This window comes from Neisseria montereyensis, assembly GCF_024834045.1.
GTDB lineage: Bacteria > Pseudomonadota > Gammaproteobacteria > Burkholderiales > Neisseriaceae > Neisseria > Neisseria montereyensis.
The window spans coordinates 105,596-128,437 of sequence record NZ_JANUXW010000001.1; the positions used below are offsets into that span (position 1 = coordinate 105,596).

The 22,842-nt window shown below is 48.9% G+C and carries 21 protein-coding genes; 10 read left to right on the forward strand and 11 right to left on the reverse strand.

Annotated elements, in window-relative coordinates:
* The first annotated feature begins 107 nt into the window (after positions 1–107).
* Positions 108–1,193, forward strand: coding sequence for a beta-N-acetylhexosaminidase (gene nagZ / locus NXS09_RS00510; RefSeq protein WP_259290613.1), 1,086 nt, complete (start codon positions 108–110; stop codon positions 1,191–1,193).
* 146 nt (positions 1,194–1,339) lie between these two features.
* On the opposite strand, the gene ubiA is transcribed toward nagZ, so the two are convergent.
* The 3 genes from ubiA to NXS09_RS00525 all read right to left on the reverse strand — a co-directional run bounded on the left by ubiA (position 1,340) and on the right by NXS09_RS00525 (position 4,589).
* On the reverse strand, positions 1,340–2,263 hold the full coding sequence (gene ubiA, locus NXS09_RS00515) for a 4-hydroxybenzoate octaprenyltransferase (protein ID WP_259290614.1): 924 nt from the start codon (positions 2,261–2,263) through the stop codon (positions 1,340–1,342).
* Between the two features lie 134 nt (positions 2,264–2,397).
* A complete protein-coding gene (locus NXS09_RS00520) occupies positions 2,398–2,919 on the reverse strand; it encodes a chorismate--pyruvate lyase family protein (protein ID WP_259290615.1) in 522 nt (173 codons plus the stop codon).
* A 245-nt stretch (positions 2,920–3,164) separates the two neighbouring features.
* Positions 3,165–4,589, reverse strand: coding sequence for a leucyl aminopeptidase (locus NXS09_RS00525; protein WP_259290616.1), 1,425 nt, complete (start codon positions 4,587–4,589; stop codon positions 3,165–3,167).
* 172 nt (positions 4,590–4,761) lie between these two features.
* Here NXS09_RS00525 and lptF point away from each other — a divergent pair, with 172 nt between their 5' ends.
* Both lptF and lptG read left to right on the forward strand, forming a co-directional pair.
* On the forward strand, positions 4,762–5,874 hold the full coding sequence (gene lptF, locus NXS09_RS00530; protein WP_259290617.1) for an LPS export ABC transporter permease LptF: 1,113 nt from the start codon (positions 4,762–4,764) through the stop codon (positions 5,872–5,874).
* A complete protein-coding gene (gene lptG, locus NXS09_RS00535) occupies positions 5,871–6,938 on the forward strand; it encodes an LPS export ABC transporter permease LptG (RefSeq protein WP_259290939.1) in 1,068 nt (355 codons plus the stop codon). The genes lptF and lptG overlap by 4 nt, the downstream gene beginning before the upstream one ends.
* A 104-nt stretch (positions 6,939–7,042) precedes the next feature.
* Here the strand turns inward: lptG and fabD are convergent, their stop codons facing one another.
* The 4 genes from fabD to mnmC1 form a co-directional block, all read right to left on the reverse strand.
* Positions 7,043–7,972 (reverse strand): ACP S-malonyltransferase, encoded by a 930-nt coding sequence (gene fabD / locus NXS09_RS00540; RefSeq protein WP_259290618.1) that lies wholly within the window; start codon positions 7,970–7,972, stop codon positions 7,043–7,045.
* Between the two features lie 9 nt (positions 7,973–7,981).
* On the reverse strand, positions 7,982–9,274 hold the full coding sequence (locus NXS09_RS00545) for a DUF1294 domain-containing protein (protein WP_259290619.1): 1,293 nt from the start codon (positions 9,272–9,274) through the stop codon (positions 7,982–7,984).
* Positions 9,275–9,386: 112 nt separating this feature from the next.
* Positions 9,387–10,352, reverse strand: coding sequence for a beta-ketoacyl-ACP synthase III (locus NXS09_RS00550; protein ID WP_259290940.1), 966 nt, complete (start codon positions 10,350–10,352; stop codon positions 9,387–9,389).
* A 178-nt stretch (positions 10,353–10,530) separates the two neighbouring features.
* Positions 10,531–12,147 carry an FAD-dependent 5-carboxymethylaminomethyl-2-thiouridine(34) oxidoreductase MnmC1 gene (gene mnmC1, locus NXS09_RS00555; protein ID WP_259290620.1) on the reverse strand — a complete coding sequence of 539 codons (1,617 nt, stop codon included), beginning with the start codon at positions 12,145–12,147 and terminating at the stop codon, positions 10,531–10,533.
* 148 nt (positions 12,148–12,295) lie between these two features.
* Here mnmC1 and pyrF point away from each other — a divergent pair, with 148 nt between their 5' ends.
* The 7 genes from pyrF (at position 12,296) to NXS09_RS00590 (ending at position 17,869) form a co-directional block, all read left to right on the forward strand.
* A complete protein-coding gene (pyrF, locus tag NXS09_RS00560) occupies positions 12,296–13,030 on the forward strand; it encodes an orotidine-5'-phosphate decarboxylase (RefSeq protein WP_259290621.1) in 735 nt (244 codons plus the stop codon).
* An 84-nt stretch (positions 13,031–13,114) separates the two neighbouring features.
* Positions 13,115–14,089, forward strand: a complete 975-nt coding sequence (rfaE1, locus tag NXS09_RS00565; RefSeq protein ID WP_259290622.1) for a D-glycero-beta-D-manno-heptose-7-phosphate kinase — start codon at positions 13,115–13,117, stop codon at positions 14,087–14,089.
* Positions 14,090–14,131: 42 nt separating this feature from the next.
* Entirely contained in the window at positions 14,132–14,626 is a 495-nt protein-coding gene (locus tag NXS09_RS00570) for a hypothetical protein (RefSeq protein ID WP_259290623.1), read from the forward strand.
* A 105-nt stretch (positions 14,627–14,731) separates the two neighbouring features.
* The gene (gene rfaD / locus NXS09_RS00575; RefSeq protein ID WP_259290624.1) at positions 14,732–15,739 is read left to right on the forward strand and encodes an ADP-glyceromanno-heptose 6-epimerase; all 1,008 of its coding nucleotides are present in this window, start codon (positions 14,732–14,734) and stop codon (positions 15,737–15,739) included.
* Between the two features lie 129 nt (positions 15,740–15,868).
* Entirely contained in the window at positions 15,869–16,363 is a 495-nt protein-coding gene (gene rraA / locus NXS09_RS00580; RefSeq protein WP_259290625.1) for a ribonuclease E activity regulator RraA, read from the forward strand.
* Positions 16,364–16,369: 6 nt separating this feature from the next.
* The gene (locus NXS09_RS00585) at positions 16,370–16,786 is read left to right on the forward strand and encodes an OsmC family protein (protein ID WP_259290626.1); all 417 of its coding nucleotides are present in this window, start codon (positions 16,370–16,372) and stop codon (positions 16,784–16,786) included.
* A 369-nt stretch (positions 16,787–17,155) separates the two neighbouring features.
* Positions 17,156–17,869 carry a GntR family transcriptional regulator gene (locus NXS09_RS00590; protein WP_259290627.1) on the forward strand — a complete coding sequence of 238 codons (714 nt, stop codon included), beginning with the start codon at positions 17,156–17,158 and terminating at the stop codon, positions 17,867–17,869.
* 101 nt (positions 17,870–17,970) lie between these two features.
* Here the strand turns inward: NXS09_RS00590 and rpoD are convergent, their stop codons facing one another.
* The 4 genes from rpoD to rpsU all read right to left on the reverse strand — a co-directional run bounded on the left by rpoD (position 17,971) and on the right by rpsU (position 22,780).
* Complete coding sequence (gene rpoD, locus NXS09_RS00595) at positions 17,971–19,950, reverse strand: RNA polymerase sigma factor RpoD (protein WP_259290628.1); 1,980 nt, start codon at positions 19,948–19,950, stop codon at positions 17,971–17,973.
* Positions 19,951–20,086: 136 nt separating this feature from the next.
* Positions 20,087–21,862, reverse strand: coding sequence for a DNA primase (gene dnaG / locus NXS09_RS00600; protein WP_259290629.1), 1,776 nt, complete (start codon positions 21,860–21,862; stop codon positions 20,087–20,089).
* Between the two features lie 59 nt (positions 21,863–21,921).
* The gene (locus tag NXS09_RS00605) at positions 21,922–22,368 is read right to left on the reverse strand and encodes a GatB/YqeY domain-containing protein (RefSeq protein WP_259290630.1); all 447 of its coding nucleotides are present in this window, start codon (positions 22,366–22,368) and stop codon (positions 21,922–21,924) included.
* Positions 22,369–22,567: 199 nt separating this feature from the next.
* Entirely contained in the window at positions 22,568–22,780 is a 213-nt protein-coding gene (gene rpsU / locus NXS09_RS00610; RefSeq protein ID WP_151050336.1) for a 30S ribosomal protein S21, read from the reverse strand.
* Positions 22,781–22,842 lie beyond the last annotated feature (62 nt).

Here is a 22,842-nt window from a genome sequence, read left to right on the forward strand (position 1 = left end):
AGAGTAGGTTTGTAACAGACAGGCCGTCTGAAACGTTCAGACGGCCTGAAATACTGTTTTATTCTGATAACGGATACGGCCTGTTATTTTGCTGATGTGAGTACATAATGAATAAACCCATGATTCCGCGCGGCCCGGTTATGGCTGATGTGCATGCTTTTTATTTAACGGAAGAAGAAAAACAGCGCCTTTTAGACCCTGCTATCGGCGGCGTAATTTTATTCCGTAGAAACTTTGAAAATATCGAACAACTTAAAAAGCTGATTGCTGAAATCAAAGCGTTAAGAACGCCGGAATTAATTATTGCCGTTGATCACGAAGGCGGTAGGGTGCAGCGCTTTATTCACGGCTTTACCCGCTTGCCCGCGATGGATGTGTTCGGTGAGATTTGGGATAAAGAGGGTGCCGAAAAGGCGAAAGCTTTGGCCGAGCAAACTGGTTGGGTGTTGGCAACCGAACTGAGTACTTGCGGTGTGGATTTGTCGTTTACCCCCGTGTTGGATTTAAACTGGGGGCAATGCGCCGTTATCGGCAACCGCAGTTTCCATTGCGAGCCCGAAGTCGTTACCGAGCTGGCGTTGGCTTTGCAAAAAGGGTTGAATCGGGGCGGCATGAAATCTTGCGGTAAGCATTTTCCCGGGCATGGTTTTGTAGAGGGGGACAGCCATCATGTGTTGCCGGAAGACAACCGCAGTTTTGCGGAATTAAATGCCGCTGATATAGTGCCGTTCCGCAGATTAAGTGCCGCAGGCATGGCGGCGGTGATGCCCGCTCATGTGGTTTACCCTAAGGTAGATAGTCTGCCGGCCGGTTTTTCTGCTAAATGGCTGAAAGAAGTATTGCGCCATGATATCGGTTTTAACGGTGTGATTTTTTCAGACGACCTGACTATGGAAGGCGCAGGCGGTGTCGGCGGTATCCGCGAGCGGGCGCGTTTATCATTTGAGGCTGGTTGCGATATTGTGTTGGTGTGTAACCGTCCGGATTTGGTGGATGAGCTTCGCGATGGTTTTGTGATGCCTGAAAATAATAAGCTGGCGCAACGTTGGCAGTATATGGCCAATACCTTAACCGCAAGCGGGGCGGCCGATATGATGGCTACGCCGGCATTCCAAGCAGCACAAAGGGTTGTGGCAGAGTTGGCTACCCCGAAAGACACGGCCGGCGGTGTGAAAGTTGGCGAAGCGTTTTAAGGTAGGTGATTCGGCCATGTGCTTTAGGCTGCGTACCGAATAAAGAAAAAAGACGGGTGATTCCCGTCTTTTTTATTGGGTTGGAACGGATGATTTCAGCCGTCTATAAACTAATCAATCTTTCAGACGGCCTTGTTTAAATGATATTAATGGGTATAGGCCGTCTGAATCGATAGCCATACATAGTGGGCGACAATGCCCACAAACCATAATAGGCCGATATGGTTGTTTTCCAGAAAAGTGCGGAAGCATACCCAGCGGTTACGTTGTTTGATTTGGCGGTATTGCCGTATCTGATTGTAAACAATAAAGGGTAACACCAGCCAGAACGGCCAAGTGGCACGAATCTGAATGCCCAGAATGATCATAAGGAAGGTAAACCAGAAATGGCACAACATAATGGCGGCAACGTCTTTATCGCCAAAAGTGATGGCCGAAGTACGGATGCCGATTTTTAAATCGTCTTCTTTATCGGCCATTGCATAAATGGTGTCATAAGCCAGCGTCCATAAAACATTGGCGGCAAAAATCAGCCATGCCAGAGGCGGAACGGTTTCGGTAACGGCGGCAAACGCCATCGGAATACCGAATGAAAAGGCCAGCCCCAAATAAAATTGCGGTAAGGGGAAAAAGCGTTTGGTAAACGGATAGCTGACTGCTAAAAATAATGCCGGCAGGCTCATCAGCCAAGTTAGGCGGTTGAGCGGCAGTAAACAGAGGGCGGCCATTAAGCAGAGAATCAACGCCAGTAAAATGGCTTCTTCGGTAGAAACCAGTCCGCGGGCAAACGGTCGGTTTTGGGTGCGCTCTACCGAGCCGTCGAAATCTCGGTCGGCAAAATCATTCACCACGCAACCGGCACTGCGCATGAGAAAAGTGCCGGCGGCAAATGCCAATAAAACGGTAAAGTCGGGGATACCTTGCGATGCTATCCATAGTGCCCAAAAAGTCGGCCACAACAGCAATAGTGTGCCGATGGGTTTTTCCATACGCATCAGTCTGCTGTATATCACCAACCTACCTACGGTATAGCGGGGGAGAAAAGTTAAGAGTAAGCGTTTTATATTCATTTCTTGTATTTAATTGGTTTTAGTCTGTCGGTCAATTTATTGAAAATAAATGATATATAACAGATTAAAGCCGTCTGTTAGCAAACGGCTTATTTTTTATAATTATATCGAATTTTTTAACAACTATCATAAGATTAAACAAAACTTTGCAGGGCGGGTAGGAAGCATTCGGTCAAACCCAGCCGTTCGCCTTGTAAGTCGAAAAACGAACGGCGTGCTAAAAAAGATGGTTTTTCAAAGCCGTTGAAACGGTATGTTTCCGGCAATATAGCGTATTCGAACGCGGAGCGGGTAAGCGGCAATGAGCCGTCAAACAGCCTTTCCCCTAAAGGGCGTGTCCCGCAGTCGAGCAAATTCCGCCAATTTTGAGCATCGGCGGCACACAAACTGCGCGCCCAAACAACGGGGATATCGTTTAAACACAATAAAACATCACGGCCAAAGCCGTTATCAGGGGTGGTTATGGTGAGGCCGTCTGAAAACAAAATATCGCAGTGGGTAGCGCCCAAGTGCAGCAAGCGTACGGAAAATGATGCGTCAATCGCGCGTAAGGCGGCAGTTAGCGATTGCGCTTGGATTAATGCGGTTAAATCGGCAGGGTAGGTATCGGTTAGGTGTTCCGGCAGTTCGGGTTGCCAGATAGATGGATTGTTCATATTAATATAATTTAGAGTTAGTTAGGGCCGTCTGAAACGGGCGGATAAAGTAAAAGGCCGTATTGTACCCCAGATGTCGTGTATGGTTTGTAGATAGGGTTTTCTATATGGTATAGCTTGGCTAAAGGCCGTCTGAAAACCGGCATATTGCATTATTGTGATATGAAAACGCCATCACACGATAGGGTTGGTGTGACGGCGTTTTGCTGTTTTACGGCTACTAGGTATCCGCTATAACGGCGGTATTATTTTGCCTGACGCAAATAGTTGAGCAGTAGGGGAACGGGGCGGCCGGTAGCGCCTTTTTCTTTACCGGATTTCCAAGCCGTACCCGCAATATCGAGATGCGCCCACGGATAGTCTTCGGTGAAATAGGATAGGAATGTTGCCGCCGTGATGGTGCCCGCACCGGGTGAACCGATATTCGGAATATCGGCAAAGTTGGATTTGAGCTGTTCTTTATAAGTGTCGAACAACGGCAATTGCCAAGCTTTGTCGTCGGTAGCTTTGGCTGAAGCGAGCAGGTTATCGACCAATTCCTGATTATTGCCCATCAAACCGCTAACATCATGGCCGAGTGCCACGATACAGGCGCCGGTGAGTGTGGCGACATCAATCACGGCTTTGGGTTTGAATTGTTCCGCATAAGTCAGCGCGTCACACAAAATCAGACGGCCTTCGGCATCAGTGTTCAATACTTCTATGGTTAAGCCTTTCATACTGGTTACGATATCGCCGGGTTTGTTGGCTTCGCCGGAAGGCATGTTTTCACAAGTCGGCACAATGGCAATCAGATTAATCGGCAATTTGAGTTTGGCAGCAGCGCAGAAAGTGCCAATCACACTGGCGGCGCCGCACATATCGTATTTCATTTCATCCATATTCGGGCCGGGTTTTAAGGAAATACCGCCAGAGTCAAAGGTAATACCTTTGCCGACCAAAACCACCGGGGCTTCGTTTTCATCTGCTGCGCCAAAATAAGACAGCTCGACCAGATAGGGCTTTTGTTTGCTGCCTTTGGCTACCGACCAAAAAGCGCCCATGTGTTTCTTGATGTAGTCTTTTTCCAAGATTTTTGCTGAAGCGCCGACCTTTTTGGCTTCTTCGCGGGCGGTATGTGCCAAGAATTTCGGGGTGCATTCGTTTGGTGCGGCATTGCCGAGGTCTTTGCAAATATTCATGCCGTATACTTGTGCTTCGGCAAGGGAAAGTGCCGCAACAACGGATGAAGGGTGGGCTTCGCTGAAAAATACCGCTTCTTTCAGTTTGGCAGGCTTGCTTTCTTTTTTGTAGCGGTCGAAGCGATAGGCGGCAGTGCCGAATGCGGTTGCAAAAATCTCGGCCACCAGTTCGCTATCCTTGGCGTTAAATGCGGCCAAGCATACGTTTAGCTGTTCTTGCTTTTGCGCCCAAGCCGCTGCTTCGGCTGCCGCTTTGGCAATGAGGTCGCGTTTCATTTCTTTGAGGCGGACAACGGCAACGGCTTGCAGGCTGCCGTTAACGGAAACTTTGGTTTCGGCAAAAGATTGGTCTTCTTCTAACGAACCGCAGAGTAGGGCGGCGGTTTCATTATTGCTGTTTTCGCTACAAGGGCAGGCATCTTCACAAACATATAGTAACGCGCCGCTTTGGTTTGGCTGCAATTTTTCGGCTTTTGTGTTAAATTTCACGTTTTTCTCCTAATTGAGATAATGATTCAAATTCGGATTTTTCAGACGGCCTTAGCATCTTTCCGATAAAAGCCAACCGAAATCTTTCCCTTTGATTGTACTCTATATCAGGCCGTCTGAAACGGTTTGGCCTGAATGAAAAAAGCATCTGCAAGGAAAGTAGTTCATATTTATGATTTATCAAAGAAACTTTCTTAAAGAGTTATCGCTTACCGCAGTGGGTATTTTTGTGGTATTGCTGGCCGTGTTGGTCTCGACGCAGGCCATTAACCTGCTCGGACGCGCTGCCGACGGGCGGGTTGCCGTTGATGCGGTTGCCGCATTGATTGGCTTTTGGGTGATTGGCATGACGCCGCTGCTGCTGGTGTTAACCGCATATATCAGTATTCTAACCGTGCTAACCCGCTATTGGCGCGATAGTGAGATGTCGGTTTGGCTTTCATGCGGATTGGCATTAAAACAATGGATAGGCCCCGTGCTGCGGTTTGCCATTCCGTTTGCGGTGTTGATTGCGGTGATGCAGCTTTGGATTATGCCGTGGGCGGATTTAAAAAGCCGCGAGTTTGCCGAATTGCTCAAGCAGAAACAAGAACTTTCATTGGTTGAGGCGGGCGAATTCAATACGTTGGGCAGACATAACGGACGGGTGTATTTCGTCGAAACTTTCGACGTTGATTCGGGCGTGATGAAAAACCTGTTTTTACGCGAACGGGATACCAAAGGAAACGACAATATTATCCTAGCCAAAGAAGGCACGTTTTCACTGAAAGACAACAAACGCACCTTAGAGCTCAGCAACGGCTACCGATACAGCGGCACGCCCGGTAAGGCCGACTACAGCCAAGTCTCGTTCGGACATTTAAGCCTGATTATCAGTACCGTGCCGCAAATCGTTGATCCGATTGCCAACCGCCGTACCATTCCGACGGCAGAATTATTCGGCAGCAGCGATGCACAACATCAGGCTGAATTGATGTGGCGGTTGTCGTTGCCCATCAGCGTGTTGATATTGAGTGTTTTAGCCGTACCGCTTTCTTATTTCAACCCCCGCACCGGGCATACTTATAATATTTTGGTTGCCATCGGTTTGTATTTGGTTTATCAAAACGGTTTGACTTTTCTGCGTAATGCGGTTGAAGACGGTAGGCTGAATTTCTGGCTGGGTATGGTGCCCATGCATGTTTTGATTGCTGCAATTGCCATTATTTTATTGCGGGTGCGCAGTATGCCGGCTCAGCCGTTTTGGCAGGCGGTGAAAATCAGTTTGAAAGGCGGGGTGAAATAATGCTGTTAACCCGTTATCTTATCCGCCGTCTGACGGTGATGTCTTTTTATGCACTGTTGGCTTTTTTGGCCTTATACAGTTTTTTCGATGTGGTTTCCGAGTCGGGCGATATTGGCGAGGGCAGTTATAGCGGCATGAAAATGATGCAATATGTGGTATTGCAGATGCCGGCCCATGCTTATGAACTGATGCCGTTGGTGGTGTTAATCGGCGGTTTGGTCGCACTCAGCCAGTTGGCTTCGGGCAGCGAGCTGACGGTGATGAAAACCAGTGGTATGAGTACGAAACGGCTGATTGGTATCCTACTGCAATTCGGTTTGATTTTTGCCATATTTACGGCGGTATTGGGGGAGTGGGTTGCACCGTCGCTCAGCCGTAATGCCGAAAATCTGAAAGCAACGGCGGTGAACGGTAAAATCAGTACCGGCAGTCAGGGCTTATGGTTGAAAGAGCAAAACAATATTATTAATGTGCGCGAAATGTTGCCCGACCATACTCTTATGGGGGTCAAAATTTGGGCGCATAATGCCGATTTTCAGCTTGCCGAAACCGTAGAAGCCGACTCTGCTACTTTGAATGATGAGGGGTGGCAGTTGAAAAACGCCCGTCATAGTTTGTTAGATGGCAATAGTGTACAAACAGGCGTGCAGGCTACCGAACAGTGGCCGATTGAATTACAACGTAATTTACTGGATGTTTTATTGGTGCAGCCGGAGCAGATGTCGGTTACCGCCCTTACCACTTATATCAGCCATCTCAAGGAAAATCATCAGCAAACCAAAACTTATGAGATTGCCTGGTGGCGAAAACTGATGTATCCCGTTGCAGCGATGATTATGGCGCTGGTGGCGTTGGCGTTTACCCCGCAAAATACCCGTCGCGGCAATATGGGTTTGAAATTATTCGGCGGAATTTGTTTGGGTTTGGCATTCCATTTTTCCGGCAGGTTATTCGGATTTACCAGCCAGCTTTATAATGTGCCGCCGGTGATTGCCGCATTATTGCCGACCGTATTATTCGGTATTTTGGGTGTGTATTTAATACGCAAACAGGAAAAACGCTGATTGGGCTTTGTTTTTGTAAATATAGTGGTTTTAATAAGTAGAAGGCCGTCTGAAAGTTTCAGACGGCTTCTTGTTTTATTGTGAAAGGTTAATCGACTATATGCTTAGCGATGTGCCTCAATAAAGGCTTGAACTTGTGTCATATCGGTAAGCGCGGTGCAAACGGCTTCTTTATTGATGCGTTTGGCCAAACCGGCCAATACTTTTCCGGGGCCGCATTCGGCAGATTGCGTGATGCCTTCCGCAACCAAAGTATTGACAGTTTCCGTCCAACGCACGGGGCTGTAAAGCTGGCGCACCAAAGCATCTTTGATTTTGTCGCTATCGTTATAGGCAGCAACATCGGCATTGTGAATCACGCGGATTTCAGGTTGCTTGATATGAATGTTTTGCAGTGCTTCGGCCAGTTTGTCGGCGGCCGGTTTCATTAGGCGGCAATGAGAGGGAACGGAAACGGGCAGCGGCAGTGCGCGTTTGGCACCTTTCTCTTTGGCTAAGCTCATAGCACGCTCGACCGCAGCAGTAGCGCCGGCAATTACAACTTGCCCGGGCGAGTTGAAGTTAACGGCTTCCACCACATCGCCTTGTTCCGCTTGGCTGCATACATCGCGGACAACATCGTCATCCAACCCCAAAATAGCCGCCATAGCCCCTTCACCTTGCGGCACGGCATTTTGCATTAATTCGGCACGCAGGCGCACTAGGCGTACGGCGTCGGTGAAATCTAAGGCTTGTGCGGCCACTAAAGCGGTGTATTCGCCCAAACTATGACCTGCAACTACCGCAGGCTGGTTGCCGCCTGCTTCGAGATAAGCGCGATAGGTGGCTACACCAGCCGCCAGCATTAAAGGCTGGGTATTCACGGTTTCGTTAATGGGCGCGGCATCCTCACCGTTTATCATCGCCCATAAATCTTGGCCGAGTGCGGCGGATGCTTCGTCGAAAGTATTGCGGACAGTGGCAACACCGTCAAAACCGTTCATCATGCCGAGGCTTTGCGAGCCTTGGCCGGGAAAAAAGAATGCAAAAGACATGGTATTCCTTTAATTTTTCAAAAATAAAGCGATCGGATTGTCGGCATAATGTATCAGCAGGGCATAGGTGATGGCAATATTTACCGCGACAGTTATCCAAAAAACACGGATAAAAGAGGCTTTGCCGGTTTTGTGGTTGAACGCACCCCGTGCTAATAAGGCGCCCGGCCAGCCGCCGATTAAGCCGATTTGATAGAGTTTGCGTTCGGGTACCCGTCCGAGATAGCCCTGTTTGCCGGCTTGGGTAACGGCAGTTTGTTTGTCGCTGCGGTACATCCAAAAAGCAGCCGCGCTGGCCGCCAGATAAATGAGTACGAGCTTGGCGGAAAAATAGGCGACCACAATTAAATAAATCAATCCGAACACACCGTAAGAAGCGAGTTTTTGCAGGTTGAAATTAAATTCATGGTAATCATAGGGGCGTTCGGAAAATAAAGATGCTTCATGGCCGAGCAATACCACCCGCATGGCTCTTTGCGGTTTGCTTTCTGCCGGGCGGTTACAGTAAAAGCTGACCTGTTGGCCTTGTTGCGGACGTTGGGCGGCATAATGGAAAGCGGAAATATGGAAAAAGACGGTTTGATTGTTTTCGTCGGTGCAGATAAAACCGTATCCTTTTTCATCGTTCCAACTGATGATGGTGCCGCTTAATACTTTATTGGCCGGCAGTGTTTCGGTATCCGCTTTTTCGGTTTCTTCGGTATTTTTCGTATCGGGTAAAACGGCTTTTTCCGGTGGGGCAGTATGCTTACCGATGGTAGGTTTGACCGTCGGCGGAAAGGGCGGCGGTGCCAGCTCGGCTTGTAGGTTGCGTATTTCACTCGGGCCGGGTATGTCTTCGGGCAGATCGGGGGGCGGTTCGATAATATCGGCTTCGACCATCAACCATTGGCCGTTACTGTGCCGCACCAATCTGCCTTCCAGTATTTCGCCGGAATCGGGTATGCGCGTTTGATCATTGAGAAACTGGCCTAAAATGAAAATGGGCGTGGTGCGTTGGATTTGATGTTTGCCGTAGCCGCCGTTTTGCTGATAATTCCATTCGGTCAGCGTGATTTCAACACGTTCGTTTTCTTTTAAAGGCGGTAGCAAAGCGGCATCTTTGGCGCATAAGCGGTTTTTGTCGTCGTGATAGAGACTGAAACCGATGCGGTCGCCGCTTTGCGGGTGCGGGTAGTTTGGTGTTAAGGATGAAGGTTCTAATAGAATTCTCTGCGTGCCGTGGTCGTCGGAAAAAACCGAGCCGCGTTGCAGTTCGTCGAACCAATGCGTTACCGTGCCGTAATGTATTTGTTTATTCATTTTTATTGATTTTTAAGTGAGTTTGTTGTTTTTATTGGAAAGGAGCTTCCCCGGCTCCCGGCCGTCTGAAGTGTGTTTTTATTGTTTCAGACGGCCTGTGTGTTTTTGGAAATCAGTATTTCAATAATACCGCCCCCCATGCGAAACCGCCGCCGATGCCTTCGAGCAGCAGGTGTTGGCCGCGTTGGATTTGGCCGTTCCGTATGCCGCTATCCAGTGCCAACGGAATCGATGCGGCGGATGTGTTGCCGTGGTTTTCTACGGTGAGAATCACTTTATCCATGCTCAAATGCAAATGTTTGGCGGTGCTTTCGATAATGCGTTTGTTGGCCTGATGGGGCACAATCCAATCGATTTGCGCGGAGGTATAGCCTGATTCTTTTAAAACGTCTTCGGCCACTTTGGATAACATTTTTACAGCAAATTTAAACACGCCGGGGCCGTCCATGGTGAGGAAGGGGGTGCCGCAAACTTGTCCGTTCACCACTTGGCCGGGCGTTTTCAGCAGGTCGATATAATCGCCGTCAGCCTGTAGTTTGCTGTGGATAATACCCGCTTCGTCCGAAGCGCCTAAAATTACTGCGCCGGCACCGTCGCCGAATAAGACGCAAGTAGTTCGGTCTTCCCAATTTAAAATGCGGCTGAAGGTTTCCGCACCGATAACCAAGACGTTTTTGGCCATGCCGCTTTTGATATAGGCATTGGCGGTAGTGATGGCATACATAAAGCCGGCGCATACGGCCTGAACATCAAATGCGGGGCAGCCGGTGGCGCCGATACCGAGTTTTTGCTGCACAATGGTGGCGGTGGACGGGAAAATCATATCGGGCGTAGAAGTTGCCACAATAATCAAATCAATTTCATCAGCGGCCATGCCGGCATTTTCTAAAGCATTGCGTGCCGCGATAACGGCCAAATCGCTGGTTTGTTCTTTTTCGTCGGCAATGTGGCGGAATTTGATACCGGTGCGCGAGGTAATCCACTCGTCGGAGGTATCGATTTTTTTGGCTAAGTCATCATTGCTGACACGGTTGGCGGGCAGATAGCTGCCCGTGCCGAGAATTTTGGCATACTGCATAGTGGTATGGCCTCTGTAGTTTTGTTTGGTCATGAACGGTATTGTAAGATAATCCGTCTGATTATCCTACAATAATTGCCAGGTTTTTTTCAGACGGCCTATTTGGGTTGTGTTTTCTGTGTCTTAGCTTGTTTCTTTTTGCTTTATTCGGATGGAAACAACTGTATTTTTCCGCTTGTTAATGGGTGGATACGCTTAAAGGCTGTTGCCGTATCAGGGCGCGGATAATCAGGCGGTTGGGGCTGAGGGCGGTGCGGATGCGTTGTGAAAGCGGATTGGGCAAACCGAGTATATCGGCGGCAACGGCGGCAGCACAAATCGGCGCGGTGCTCAGGCCGCGGCTGCCGTGGGCGGTGTTGATATAGGCATCGGGCAGATACGGGCAGGTGGTGCGGATGCGGTAGTTTTTATCGAGCGCGAGCTTGGCGTAAACGTTTTGCATGGCTTGGATATCGCCCAATGCGCCCACGATAGGCAGATGGTCGGGGCTGTCGCAACGGAGGGCGGCGTGTCCTTGCGGAATATGATTCAGGCCGTCTGAACGTGATGGCGGGGCTAGTTCGGCGGCTAATTCGGAATTTAAGGTTTGCAGGTTGAGCAGGTTGGTTTGTCGGTCTGCTTCGCGCCAGTCGGTGTCGGTATCGTGCTGGACAAAGGTCGCCCCGTAGCCGTGCCAACCCTGCCAAGCGGGGCTGATGTAGCTGGTGCCGGAAAGGGCGCAGCGCAGTTGTTGCGAATAAGGTGTGGCCGGCGCAAGGTCGGTTTGGCCGCGTATCAGCCGGTAGGGCAGGGTAGCAATATTGGTATCGGCAATATGCGGGCTGTGCGCACCGGTGCAGTAAACCAGATGGCTGCCGCTAAAGATGCGCTTCGGGGTGTGTACCTGCCAAGAGTGGCCGTTGTGTTCGGCTGATAATACGGGGCTTTGGCTGTGCACTTCAATCAGCGGATGATCGAGCAGGGCGCGGACAAGGGCGGGCGGATGCAGCCAAACGCCCTGCGGCCAATAAAGGCCGCTTTGCGCGATGGGGATACCGGCAATCTGCGTGGATTCATCGGCGGATACAGCACGGTAAAGATGGCTGTGTCGGCTTTGTTCGCTGAGTAAACGGTTGCGGCGGGTTTCTTCATTATCGTAATTGAGGTGGAGGATGCCGTTGCCGCCCCAGTCGTTTTGTTCGGGCAGTAGGTTTTGCAATAGGCGGCGGGTGTGGCCGTATCCGCACAACAGCAATTCGGTTTGTTCGGTATTGTGCGGTGAAATTTTGGCATACAGCAAACCTTGGCGGTTGCCGGAAGCGGCGGTGGCGGGTTCGGTGGCCTCTAATACGGTTACCGGCAGGCCGTGTTGTGCCAGTGCGTGGGCGGTGGCGGCGCCGGCAATGCCCGCACCGATAATCAGCGCGCGGGTAGGGGCGGCACGGTTTTCAGACGGCCTGAACCATGGTTTCGGCGATGCGGTTTCCTTTTGCGGCACGGCTTCGGTTTGCCATAACAAAGGCATGGGGAAATGTTCGCCGAGTCGGGTGGCGGTTTCAGACGGCATCAGCCATAGGTGTACGTTGGGTAGGATATTTTCTAAAACATTGGCGCCGTTGAACTGTATGCAGCCGAGTTGTGCCGTCAGGTTGCGGTATAAGGTTTGCTCTAAAGCATCGGGTGTGGCGGAAAGCCGGAATTCGGGTACGCTATCGTCTGGCAGGCAGACAATGAGATACAGCGGTGTGGCTTGTGTGGCGATGGCGCGTGCCAGTGCGGCGGTGTCGGGCACATGACTCCAAGCAAGACAATTCATAATAAAGGCCGTCTGAAAACAAAGAAAGCGTGATTTTATCATGCGGAAACGGCGTAAAAGCTGATAGAATCGGAAGACATTTGATTGTTTCAGACGGCCTGTTTTATTTTGCGGCAGGCCGTCTGAAGAAACCGATACGGAAACTGTTATGAACCCATTTATCACCGACTTCAACACCGAAACCACCCGCACGCCGGTTATCGTGGCTTTGGATTTTGCCAACGAACAAGACACCTTAGCCTTTGTGCGCCGCCTCGACCCCAGCTTATGCCGTCTGAAAATCGGCAAGGAATTGTTTACCGCAACCGGCCGCAGCTTGGTTGAAAAGCTGATTCATCAGGGCTTTCAGATTTTTCTTGATTTGAAATACCACGATATTCCCAACACCGTTGCCCAAGCTTGTAAAGCGGCGGCGGATATCGGCGTTTGGATGGTGGATATGCATGTTTCCGGCGGTCGGCGGATGATGGAAGCGGCCGCAGAAGCCGTGGCCAACCATGCCCAAAAGCCGCTGCTGATTGGTGTGACGGTGCTCACCAGTATGGAACAAAGCGATTTGAGAGAAATCGGTATCGATATACCGGTGGAAGATTTGGTTGTGCGTTGGGCGGAGTTGGCCAAACATTCCGGTTTGGACGGCGTGGTTTGTTCGGCGCATGAAGCGGCACCGCTACGCCGTACTTTGGGCGAAGATTTTGTATTGGTAACGCCCGGCATCCGTTTGAATGTTGCCGACAATAACGACGACCAACGCCGTATTATGACCCCTGCCGAAGCATTGGCTGCCGGCTCCACTTATTTGGTGATGGGGCGTCCGGTGACTTTGGCGACCGACCCCGTCGCCGTATTGCGTGAAGTGAATGCAGCGGTGAACGGCTTATAATTGGTTTTCAGACGGCCTGATAACGTGATGCCGTCTGAAAACCATCGGTTTCATATTTTTCAATCATACATAACGGATAAGCGCATGGTTCTTAATGCCGATACCCAACAATTACAATCCCGCTTGGCTCAAGCCCGTGTTTTGGTGGTGGGCGATGTGATGCTCGACCGCTACTGGTTCGGCGATGTTTCCCGTATTTCACCGGAAGCCCCCGTACCCGTTGCCAAAATCGCCACCGTCGAACAACGGGCGGGCGGTGCTGCCAATGTGGCGCGTAATATTGCTTCGCTCGGCGGGCAGGCCGCTTTATTGTCGGTTACCGGCGATGATGAAGCCGCGTCGGCGCTTGAAGAATTGATGCGGCAGGACGGGGTAGCCTCTTATATGATGCGCGACCCTGAAATCGCCACCACCGTTAAGCTGCGTGTGGTCGCCCGCAACCAACAGCTTATCCGCCTTGATTTTGAAGAAATACCGCATCGGGAAATTCTCGACTCGGTGAAAGAACAATACCAACAATTATTGCCGCAATATGATGTGGTGGTGCTGTCGGATTATGGCAAAGGCGGATTGTTGCACGTTGCCGCCATGATAGAAAGCGCCCGCTTGGCCGGCAAACCCGTGTTGATCGACCCGAAAGGCGATGATTACGAAAAATACGCCGGCGCGACCCTGCTCACGCCCAACCGTGCCGAATTAAAAGAAGTGGTGGGCAGTTGGCGCAATGAAGAAGAATTGGTGGAAAAAACCCAAAGCCTGCGCCGCCATCTCGAATTGGAAGCATTGTTGCTGACCCGCAGCGAGGAGGGCATGACGCTGTTCCGCAGCAGCCAGATCGACAATCAGCCCACCCGCGCTCAGGAAGTGTACGACGTTTCCGGCGCAGGGGATACCGTTATCGCCAGTATGGGCTTGGGCTTGGCGGCAGGATACGATTTAACCGAAGCCATGCACCTTGCCAATACCGCCGCCGGCGTGGTGGTGGCCAAACTCGGTACGGCCGTGTGTTCGTTTGAAGAGCTGACTGCGGCGTTAAAAGAACAAGAACAGGCCGTCTGAAAACTATTTGAATCATTTTCAGACGGCCTTAAGAAAGTATTTATGCAAATTAATAGAGAACTTCAAGAAAAGATATTGAGACATTTGACTGAATGTTTTCCATGCTTTCCTAACGAGGATTTTTATAATGAATTAATAGAAGACTATGGTCAAAAAGAAGTTGTAGGTACTATTTTATATCTACAAATGCATGGAATGTTAGAGTGTAAAGAAAATACTTATATTCATAGTACCATACCAGATGTTATATGGTCTTTAACAAAGCCTACTGAAAAAGCATTTGATTTTTTAGCAGATGATGGCGGGCTTTCCGCTATCATTGGCGTTGTGACTGTTAAGCTGCATAACGATACTATTCAAGAACTATTGGCCGCTAAAATAGAAGAAGCGGATATAACCAAAGAAGAGAAAAATGCACTAAAGGAAGTGGTAGGAACTGTTAAAGGCGCTGCTTTAAGTACACTAACAGAAAATCTTATTAATAGTGTTTCCGCTGCTTCTGTTGTCAATTTATTGAAAACCATTATAGGTAGCTAATCTATTGTACAGATAAGTAGAAAGCATAGGATTGCTTGAATAAATAGATGAAAAGGCCGTCTGAATCATTTTCAGACGACCGCCAATCAATAAAAGGAAAAGATAATGACCATTATTGTCACCGGTGCCGCCGGTTTTATCGGCAGCAATATTGTTAAAGCGTTAAACGAACGCGGGATTACCGATATCGTTGCCGTCGATAATCTGACCCGTGGTGAAAAATTCAAAAATCTGGCCGAATGCGAAATCGCCCATTATCTGGATAAGCATGAATTTATCCGTCAGGTGCGTGAGCATGTACTGCCGTTTGATGAAATCGAGGCTGTTTTCCATGATGGTGCCTGTTCCGATACGATGGAACATAACGGCCTGTATATGATGGAAAACAACTACCAATACAGCTTGGATTTATTGGACTGGTGTCAGGACGAGCGGATTCCGTTTTTATACGCTTCCAGTGCGGCGGTGTATGGTAAGGGCGAGATTTTCCGCGAAGAGCGCGAATTGGAAAAACCGCTGAATGTGTATGGCTATTCCAAATTCCTGTTCGACCAAGTGGTGCGCCGCCGTATGGCGGCAGGGTTGACCGCGCAAGTGGCCGGTTTCCGTTATTTCAATGTTTACGGCCCGCACGAACAACACAAAGACCGCATGGCTTCGGTGGCATTCCATCATTTCAACCAATACCGCACGCAAGGCTATGTGAACCTGTTCGGTGAAAACGACGGCTATGGCAAAGGCGAGCAAATGCGCGACTTTGTGAGCGTGGAAGATGTGGTGAAAGTGAATCTGTTTTTCTTAGACAACCCTGATAAATCCGGCATCTTTAACTTGGGTACGGGGCGTAGCCAGCCGTTTAACGATTTGGCAGCGGCAACGGTAAATGCCTGCCGTGTGGCCGAGGGCGAAGCGGCAATGAGTTTGCAAGAGTTGGTAAAAGAGGAATTGATTCGTTATATTCCGTTCCCCGATGCACTTAAAGGCAAGTATCAAAGTTTTACCCAAGCGGATATTTCCCGTTTGCGCGAAGCCGGTTATCAGGATGCATTTTTTGATGTAGACGAAGGGGTCAGCCGTTATGTGCACTGGCTGCTGCAAAACCATGATGAATAATATTGAATAAGCTGTTTTTTACAGAGAAACGGTATAGGCCGTTTCCTTATCATTATGGTTTCAGACGGCTTGAGTAGTATGAATAGGCCGTCTGAAATAATATAAGAAACGATAAAAAAGGAGTAAAAAATGAGTGAGAAATATGATTTTGTGACTGCGGATTTGATTGATATCGCGCCGGATACCCCGTCTTGCGAAACCCAATTCCGCCACTTCGGCCGCCGCCATCGCTTCTGCGGTAAAATCCGCACCATTCGTTGCCATCGTGATAACGGCTTGGTGAAAAAATTAATGAACAGCCATTCCGATGGCGAGGTATTGGTGGTTGATGGCGGGGGTGATTTGTATAGCGCGCTAATGGGCGATATGATTGCCGGCGCCGGTGCGGCCAATGGTTGGGCGGGGGCGGTGATTTTCGGCCCGATTCGCGACAATGAAGCCATTAACGATATGGAATTCGGTGTGAAAGCATTGGGCAGCAATCCGCGTAAAAGTGCTAAAGACGGTGCGGGCGAGGTGGATGTGCCGGTAAGCTTTGGCGGCATTACCTTTACACCGGGCCATTATCTATACAGCGATTCGGACGGTATTTTGGTATCGGAACAACCGCTTCATAAGGAATAATAAATCATGCAGATAACATCAAAATGGTTGGACGGCAGTTGTTTTGTGGCGACAACCGAAAGTGGCCATAGTGTGGTGATGGAAGGCATGGCAGCCGAAGGGCATACCAAACGAGGGCCCAGCCCGATGGAAATGCTGTTACTCGGTGTCGCCGGCTGTTCGAGTATCGACGTAGTGATGATTGCCGAGAAACAGCGGCAGGATATTGTCGATTGTCAGGCTACGGTAACGGCAAAGCGTGCCGACACGACGCCGCGTGTGTTCACCGAAATTCATATCCACTTTAAAGTGATTGGTCGCGATTTAAAAGAAAGTGCGATTGAAAAAGCCGTACAGATGTCGGCCGAGAAATATTGTTCGGCTTCGATTATGTTGGGCAAGGCTGCTAAAATATCGCATAGTTTTGAAATTGCCGCCGTTTGATTTTCTGCATTTCAAATCATCAACATAATCAAGCAGGCCGTCTGAAAGCTTTTGCAGCATGATTGGCATGATTCGGGTATGATGGCTTTGATTTTTGAAGCAATTATTGTGATAGAGTCTTTCAGACGGCCTTAATGCCGTAAACCGGATGATGGTTTATAATTCGGCACCTATCGGATAACGCCATGCGGAAAATGGCAAGGGAAGCCGTTAAGCAGTTCCCTGTTATTGATTTTACCGCATGTTCTTTGGCTTAAAGCCTAACGGAATATTAAAGAAATTTTTATGATGTCGTATGCAACCGGATAAGGCGGTATTCGCTACTGCCTATCTGCTGTAACCGCCTACCAACAGGCAGAAAAAAATCGTATGAGTGAAACCCTAGATTATTTGACTGAAGCGCCTACCATTTCGTCGATACTTGAAGAGCGCCATGATTCAGAGCTTTTCCGTGTGTATGCGGAAATTCTCGACGGCATTACCGACCATAAATTACGGCCGGGCCACAAACTGACCGAGTCCGATTTATGCCGCCGGATGATGTGTTCCCGCAGCACGGTACGCAGTGCGCTGTCTTTATTGGCACACGATAAAATTGTGGATTTGCAGCCAAACAGAGGGGCTTTTGTGCATGTGCCCGATGCCAAAGAAACACAAGATGTATTTAAAATGCGGGTGGCGTTGGAAGAAACCATTATCAATATGTTGTTGGACGAACCCGACTTGGCAGAGCGTACCCGCCCGCTTTATGAGTTGATAGAGCGGGAAGAAGCCGCTTTTAACCGTTCCGACCGTGTGAGTTGGAACCGTTTGTCCAATGCATTCCATGTTGAATTGGCACGGTTATTGGATAACGATGTATTGCTGGGCATTGTTAACCGTTTATGCGCACGTTCGTCTTTGATTATCGCCGTATTCGACGCACCGAAAGACCGTCTGCGCCATACTTATTGCGAGCACCGCGAGATTTTGGATTATTTGGTGGCGGGCAAAGGCACGAAAGCGCGGAATATGATGCGTAAACATTTGGCGGAATGTCAGGCACGACTGTTGCGTAAATTTGAGTTTGAGGATGAATTATAACGGGATAGCGGTTATATTTTTGCATGGTTCGGATTATCAAAAGAGGCCGTCTGAAAATATTTTCAGACGGCCTCTTAATATCGCTTCAGCATGCCAACCTATTAAGGCTGTTTGTTTTCTTCACTGTCCAAGAAGCTTTTCAGGCGGTCGCTTCGGGTCGGATGACGAAGTTTACGCAAGGCTTTGGCTTCGATTTGGCGGATGCGTTCGCGGGTTACGTCGAACTGTTTGCCCACTTCCTCAAGCGTGTGGTCGGTATTCATGTCGATACCGAAGCGCATACGCAATACTTTGGCTTCACGCGGTGTTAGGCTTTCCAGCACTTCTTTGGTTACTTCGTGTAGGCTGGAATACATCGCGGCATCGGCCGGTGCGATATTGTTGAGGTCTTCGATAAAGTCGCCCAAATGTGAATCATCGTCGTCACCGATAGGGGTTTCCATCGAAATCGGCTCTTTGGCGATTTTCATGATTTTGCGGATTTTATCTTCGGGCATTTCCATCAATTCGGCCAATTTGGCAGAATCGGGGTCTTCACCGTTTTCTTGCAGATATTGGCGCGAAATGCGGTTCATTTTATTGATGGTTTCAATCATGTGAACCGGAATGCGGATGGTACGCGCTTGGTCGGCAATCGAACGGGTAATGGCTTGGCGTATCCACCAAGTGGCATAGGTTGAGAATTTATAGCCGCGGCGGTATTCGAATTTGTCTACCGCTTTCATCAGGCCGATATTGCCTTCTTGAATCAAGTCTAGGAATTGCAGGCCGCGGTTGGTGTATTTCTTGGCAATGGAAATCACCAAACGCAAGTTGGCCTGAATCATTTCTTGTTTGGCCGCAGCGGTTTCTTTTTCGCTGATGACCATGTTTTTATTGATTTCTTTCAGCTCTTCAATGGAAATGCGGGTTTCGGTTTCCATTGCAGCCAGTTCGGTTTGTTTTTCAACAATGGCATGGCGGAAGCGGTCGAGTGCGTCGCTCCATACTTTGCCTTTGGCAACTTCTTCTTCAACCCAATTCAAATTGGTGATTTGCGGTAAGAAGTAGTGAATGAAATAGTCTCTATCCATGTGAACACGGTCTAAACAGATATCGCGTATTTCACGTTCCAGTTTGCGGATATTGTCGACTTTTTCGCGCAGGCTGTTGCTCAGGCTTTCGATTTGACGGGTACCGAAGCGTACTTCCAATAGCTTGGATGCAATGGCATCGCGATATTTGAGGTATTCCTCATGGCGGCTATCATGTTCGGATAGCGCGGCAATCATCTTGTCGTAGTCTGCTTGGATAAGGTCGAAGTGATCCAATACTTTTTGACGCAACTCGGCAAGGTTGGTAGCGGCAATGGCTTCGGCACTTTCTTCTTCTTCCTCTTCATCGTCGCTATCATCGTCGCTGTCGTCATCATCGTCGTCATTGGTTTCATTGTTGTCACTGGTTGCAGCAGCAGGGGTAGTTTCCAAATGCCCCAAGCCCAATTCGTTCAGCAAAACCTCATTGGGGTCGATAATGGCTTCGACCACTTCGTCGACCTTGATTTCATCTTCGCGGATACGTTGGATGAGTTCGAGGATTTCGGCAATCGAACCCGGGCAGGCGGAAATAGCCTGAACCATGTTTTTCAGGGCATTTTCGATTTTTTTGGCGATAATGATTTCATCTTCGCGCGTGAGCAGGTCAACCTGTCCCATTTCACGCATATACATGCGCACGGGGTCGGTGGTGCGGCCGAATTCGCTGTCTACGCTGGATAAGGCGGCTTCGGCTTCGGCTACGGCATCGTCGTCGGTAATCGCGGCGGTATTGTCGCTCATCAGCATTTCTTCGGCATCGGGCGCCTGTTCGGTCACTTGGATACCCAAGCCGGCAATCATGCTGACGATATTGTCGATTTGTTCGGCATCCGACATATCGTCCGGCAGCGCATCGTTGATTTCCGAATAGGTAATATAGCCGCGCTCTTTGCCCATAATAATGAGCTGGCGTAAACGGGCCCGCTGCTCTTCGAGGGTCAGCGGGCGGGAATCGTCTTGCTCTTCATGTTCGTTATCACGGTTATCGGTATTTTGGTTAGACATAAAAATGGATCTCGTTTGAAAACGGTTTAATGGGGAGCGGTCGTCTGAAACAATAAAAGGGTATTCTGCGGAACAGTATGTGATTCTTCGCAGCAGGGTTAGGTTTTCAGACGGCACATCTTTATCAATTCAATATTTAGGGTTTGGCCGGTATCAGTAAAGCCAGCAGCAGTTTTTTTTCACTTTCGCTCAAACCGCTCTGCCGGTTTTTTTCTTTCAAAATTTCAATTTGGGCGTATTTTAACTCATTTAACAACTTTTTCATGCCGATTCTGAAATTTTCACAATCTTCCGCGCTATCGCTCTCTAATGCTTCCGGCTCTTTCATGGCATTTTGGAAGATGCGGTTCACGGTGCTTTCATAGGGCGTACCGCGCATGTGTTCTAAAATTTGTGCGCTACCCGGTATCTGCGGCTGATTTTTAATCATTTCGGACAGATTGGCCAAACAGGCAAAATCGCCGGTTAGGGTTAGATATTCGGGTATTTCTATATATGCTGCCCATGACGGATTTATCAAGAGGCTGCGTATCTGTCTTTCTGCCAATGTAGACATTTTCGGTTGCTTAAAGGTTTCTTTCGGCAGTTTGTAACTTTTTTGTTTGGCTTGGCGTTTCGGTATTTCTTCACCTAATAAACGTGCCAAGTTATCAGAATCAATGCCGACCAGTTCGCTTAATTGTTGTTTGAGCAGAAAAGCCAAAGCGGGGGCTTTGATTTGTACCAATAAGGGGGAACTGGTTTTGATGAGTTCCGCTTTGCCTTCTTGTGTGTTTAGGTTGAGGCCGTCTGAAAGGGCATCCCAAAAATAGGCTGATAAAGGCTTGCTTTGGTTTAACAGGGCATCTTCAAATTGTGTTTTGCCATAGGCGCGTATATAGCTGTCCGGGTCGTGCTCTTCGGGCAAAAATAAAAAATGTAGGGCTTTATCGTCTTTGAGTTGGGGTAGGGCGTTTTCCAATGCCCGCCATGCGGCTTTGCGCCCGGCACGGTCGCCGTCGAAACAGAAATAAATGCTGTCGGTTTGGCGCATCAATATTTTAACGTGATCGGCAGTGGTGGCCGTGCCGAGTGCGGCAACGCTGTATCCGATGCCGAATTGCGCCAGTGCGACCACGTCCATATAACCTTCGACCACTAAAATGCGTTGGGCGTCTTTAATGGCGGCACGGCCTTCGTGTAGGCCGTAGAGGTTTTTGCCTTTATCAAACAAAGGGGTTTCGGGTGAATTCAGGTATTTGGGTTCGCCTTTATCCAAAATCCGCCCGCCGAAACCGATGACTTGTCCGCGTTGGTTACGGATGGGGAACATAATGCGGTCGCGGAAACGGTCGTAATATTTGCCGTCTTTTTCAATCACCATGCCGCTTTCGACTAACGGCGTGTTGGGATAGGGCTGGAAAACCTGTGCCAAAGGCTGCCAGCTGTCGGGCGCGTAGCCCAAGCCGTAATGTTCGATAATTTCCGCACTTAATCCGCGCTTTGCCAAATATTGGTTTGCGCGTGCATCTTGTTTCAGACGGCCTGCATAGAAAACTGCGGCGGCTTCGGTGGTTTCTTCCAGTGTTTGCTGTTTCTTTTTGCGTTCTGCACGCTCTTGCGGGTTTTCCTGCCTGCCGGCTGTGCGCGGTACGGTCATGCCGACACGGTCGGCCAGATATTGTACGGCTTCGGTAAAACTCAAGCCCTGATATTCCATAATGAAACCGATAGCCGAGCCATGTGCGCCGCAACCGAAACAGTGGTAAAACTGTTTTTGCGGGCTTACCGAAAAAGACGGTGACTTTTCTTTATGAAAAGGGCAGCAAGCCATATAGTTTGCGCCGCCTTTTTTCAGCGGAACATGCTCGTCGATAATATCGACGATATCGACTTTAGCCAACAGTTCGTCTATAAATTCACTGGGTATCATGGTGTCTTACATTTGAGGCCGTCTGAAAAATCAAATAGCCGTACTGGTATAGGTGTTACTTAGGCCGTTAAAACAGCTTTGAGGATTTTATTAACTTGGCCCATATCGGCTTTGCCTGCCAAGCGGGTTTTGAGTAGGCCCATAACTTTGCCCATATCCGCCATACCGGAGGCACCGGTTTCGGCTACTGCCGAAGTAACGGCAGCACGGATTTCATCTTCCGACATCATTTGCGGCAGATAGTGTTTCAATATTTCGATTTCGGCATTTTCTTTATCTGCCAGATCGGTTCTGCCGGCTTCGGTATAAATTTTTGCGCTGTCATTCCGCTGTTTGACCATTTTGGTAATAATGGCAATCACTTTGGTATCATCCGCTTCGGTACGTTCGTCAACTTCAAATTGTTTGATGGCGGCGTTAATCAGGCGGATGGTGGAAAGTTTGACACTCTCTTTGGCGCGCATCGCTGCTTTCATGTCTTCGGTTAATTGTGCTTTCAGACTCATGGTGATATCGCTTTAAAAGTGAAAGATATTATGTGAATGGGTACTGTTTGGGTAAAAAACAAGTTTTCGGCTGCTTAATATTATTGTGTTTGAGTCATCATTTATGGAGGGGTTCGGATTCTATTGGTGAAAATGCCAAAACACCGTAAAGCAATGGCTTTACGGTGCATACTGCGTTTATTTAATAAAAAATATTAAATTAATAGTATTTTGGCGGCAGTTGTTGGCTGCGCAGGCGTTTTTGCAAACGTTTTACAGCGGCTGCTTTTTTACGTTTACGCTCGGTTGTTGGTTTTTCATAAGCTTCGCGGGCGCGTAATTCAGTCAGCAGACCGGTTTTTTCAACTGCACGTTTGAAACGACGCATAGCAACTTCAAAAGGTTCATTTTCTTTAACACGAATTGCAGGCATTGATATTCCTTTAATAAATTAAATATATAAATTTGGTTTCATGCCGTCTCGAAAAGCAATAT

Coding starts and splice junctions, on each gene's coding strand:
- NXS09_RS00545 (WP_259290619.1), bottom strand. CDS start 9,274: ATGAATAAACAAATACATTACGGCACGGTAACGCATTGGTTCGACGAA.
- rpsU (WP_151050336.1), bottom strand. CDS start 22,780: ATGCCTGCAATTCGTGTTAAAGAAAATGAACCTTTTGAAGTTGCTATG.
- NXS09_RS00605 (WP_259290630.1), bottom strand. CDS start 22,368: ATGAGTCTGAAAGCACAATTAACCGAAGACATGAAAGCAGCGATGCGC.
- nagZ (WP_259290613.1), top strand. CDS start 108: ATGAATAAACCCATGATTCCGCGCGGCCCGGTTATGGCTGATGTGCAT.
- rfaD (WP_259290624.1), top strand. CDS start 14,732: ATGACCATTATTGTCACCGGTGCCGCCGGTTTTATCGGCAGCAATATT.
- rfaE1 (WP_259290622.1), top strand. CDS start 13,115: ATGGTTCTTAATGCCGATACCCAACAATTACAATCCCGCTTGGCTCAA.
- NXS09_RS00590 (WP_259290627.1), top strand. CDS start 17,156: ATGAGTGAAACCCTAGATTATTTGACTGAAGCGCCTACCATTTCGTCG.
- NXS09_RS00550 (WP_259290940.1), bottom strand. CDS start 10,352: ATGCAGTATGCCAAAATTCTCGGCACGGGCAGCTATCTGCCCGCCAAC.
- ubiA (WP_259290614.1), bottom strand. CDS start 2,263: ATGAATATAAAACGCTTACTCTTAACTTTTCTCCCCCGCTATACCGTA.
- lptF (WP_259290617.1), top strand. CDS start 4,762: ATGATTTATCAAAGAAACTTTCTTAAAGAGTTATCGCTTACCGCAGTG.
- pyrF (WP_259290621.1), top strand. CDS start 12,296: ATGAACCCATTTATCACCGACTTCAACACCGAAACCACCCGCACGCCG.
- NXS09_RS00585 (WP_259290626.1), top strand. CDS start 16,370: ATGCAGATAACATCAAAATGGTTGGACGGCAGTTGTTTTGTGGCGACA.
- fabD (WP_259290618.1), bottom strand. CDS start 7,972: ATGTCTTTTGCATTCTTTTTTCCCGGCCAAGGCTCGCAAAGCCTCGGC.
- dnaG (WP_259290629.1), bottom strand. CDS start 21,862: ATGATACCCAGTGAATTTATAGACGAACTGTTGGCTAAAGTCGATATC.
- NXS09_RS00520 (WP_259290615.1), bottom strand. CDS start 2,919: ATGAACAATCCATCTATCTGGCAACCCGAACTGCCGGAACACCTAACC.
- rraA (WP_259290625.1), top strand. CDS start 15,869: ATGAGTGAGAAATATGATTTTGTGACTGCGGATTTGATTGATATCGCG.
- NXS09_RS00570 (WP_259290623.1), top strand. CDS start 14,132: ATGCAAATTAATAGAGAACTTCAAGAAAAGATATTGAGACATTTGACT.
- rpoD (WP_259290628.1), bottom strand. CDS start 19,950: ATGTCTAACCAAAATACCGATAACCGTGATAACGAACATGAAGAGCAA.
- mnmC1 (WP_259290620.1), bottom strand. CDS start 12,147: ATGAATTGTCTTGCTTGGAGTCATGTGCCCGACACCGCCGCACTGGCA.